Raw genomic sequence first — 2,446 nt, 5'->3', positions numbered from 1 at the left:
ATTGATTCATTATGTTGTTAAGAATATATCAAATTTTCTATCTTTATTTAAAGCTATAAAAATTGTAAATTTGGGGTTTTGATATATTTTTAAAATCTAAAAGATGATAATAAATAAATAAAAAAATATTTATTTATTATTTGTGTTATTTTTGTATTAGTAAGTTCTTGCAAGAATTATACAAGTGATAAAGATTTAGAAAGTTCAAAACAAAATTTAGAAAAACAATAACAATGAATTTCTAGATAGTTTTAGATATAAATGAAAGCTAATGACATTGTAAAAACAAATGATCCAAATATATCTCTTTATAAAGAACTAGCAAAAGACCTTATAAAAAAAGAAAATGTTAATAAGCTAAAAACCTTTTTTATTTTTGTAAAAAATAAACTTTCTTCAATAGATGATAATTCAACAGAAGCAAATATAGAGTATTTGCTAAAATCTATATTTGAAGAACTAAATTATTCAGTGGAACAACAAAAAGGTGGGCAAATAGAAGGAGTGAAGTCTAGAGTAGATATACTACTTTTTGAAAATGATAAAAACAAGGTTGATTTTAATAAAAAATTAAAAGAAGCTAAAAAAAATAATGAACCCATTCCAACCGAAGATATCTTACTTATAGCAGAAGTTAAACGTCCATCATTTAATTTTGATAACAAAGACAACGTAAAAGAAGCAGAAGATCAGCTATATAGATATCTAAATCAATATCAAAAACATTATGGAATACTTTCAAATGGAGAGGCATGGAGATTATATGACAAATCAAAAGTACTTTATGGAGAAAAAAGATATATTGAATTTAATTTTTCTAAAATTGAAGAAAAAGAAGAATACAAAGAACAAGAATGGTTTGTTTTATTCAGTTACCTTATAAGAAAAGAAAGATACTTAAAAAGAAGTAATGTAATAGAAGTTGAAAAAGAACAAATAGCTAAAGAAAAAGAAATAATTCAAAAAACTCTAAGGGAGATACTTTATGAGAAACCTGACGACTCTATAGTATTTAAAATTGCAAAAAATATATATGACAAAGAATTTAAAATATCGGACAAAGAAATTACTCAAAATATTTTAGCTAGCATACTTGAAGAATCAATTATTTTTATTTTAAGAATATTTTTTATTGCATACATTGAAGATAACGACATATTTAAGAAAATATTAGAAGAAAACAAACTATATAGATCTTCTATATCTTTTAGATATTTTTTTTATGATGAAAATACAAAAAAAAAATTAGGATATAAAAAAATAATAACAATTTTCAATTTACTTGATAAAGGAAGTGATGCAATAAAATTTCCTGTATTTAACGGGGGATTATTTGCAGAAGATAAGGTTAAATATTTAAATAATGAAAATTTACTAAGTATTGGTGAACTTGAAGAAATACTAGTTAAAATACTTTTCTTTGAAGAAAAAAATATTAAAGATGAAAAATTTGTAAAATATTCAAAGCTAGATCCTAAAAGTTTTGGAGAATTATACGAAACTTTACTTGAATATGACCTAAGAATTGCAGATACTACTGTTCATCGCATTGTCGAAGACGGCGTTTATCTAATTCGCACTGAAGAAGAGCTTAAAAACAAAAAAGTAAACAAAGTTGCTACATATCTTAAAAATAACATTTATCTTACATCTAGATCCCTTGATAGAAAAAAAAGTGGAGCATATTATACTCCAGATGATTTAACTGATTTTATGGTTACATCATCAATTGAAGAACAACTTAAAACCAAGTCTCCTTTAGACATAAAAATCATTGACAATTCTTGTGGATCAGGTCATTTTTTAATTTCTTGTCTAGATTACTTAACAGAAAAAGTATGGTATGAGCTAGATAAATTTGAAGATGTAAAAAAAGAGCTTGATAAAGAATATAGAGCTATCCTCAAAGAAAGTGAAGAATATGATGTTCGGGATAGTATAAGTAAAGAATTGGTACTTAAAAGGATGCTACTAAAGAAGTGTATTTATGGGGTTGATATTAATCCTATTTCGGTTGAAATTACTATGCTAAGTTTATGGATTAACACCTTTATTTTTGGAACACCACTAAGCTTTATTGAGCATCATATAAAAGTAGGAAATGCCCTGCTAGGATATACTAAAGATGAATTTTTTGATATTACAAAAAAGAAATTTGAAAGTGGATTTTCGTTATTTAAAAAAAGAATTAAAGAAATTACAACTATTTTAGAAAATAGCTATCAAAAAATTAAAGGTATTAACGATAATACTAAAGAAAATATAGAAAAATCTAAAAAGATATACCAGGAATATGAGAAAAGTGAAAATACAGATAATTTAAGAATAATATTTTCTTTAATTAAACTTTATTCATTATCTTTTGATAAATCTTTAAATATAGAATTTAGTGACATTGCAGGCGTAATTAGTTTAATTGAAAATATCTTGAGCAATAAAACTTTTG

At 24.0% G+C, this 2,446-nt stretch carries 1 protein-coding gene; it reads left to right on the top strand.

Annotation, left to right across the window (positions count from 1 at the left end):
• Positions 1–261: 261 nt before the first annotated feature.
• A partial coding sequence (locus tag BLO14_RS05720) for an Eco57I restriction-modification methylase domain-containing protein (protein ID WP_413783464.1) occupies positions 262–2,446 on the top strand: 2,185 nt, incomplete at its 3' end.

The sequence above is a fragment of the Borreliella japonica genome (genome assembly GCF_900099615.1).
GTDB lineage: Bacteria > Spirochaetota > Spirochaetia > Borreliales > Borreliaceae > Borreliella > Borreliella japonica.
The sequence above is the reverse complement of the archived record's forward strand: the minus strand, read 5'-3'. Positions and strand labels throughout refer to the sequence as shown.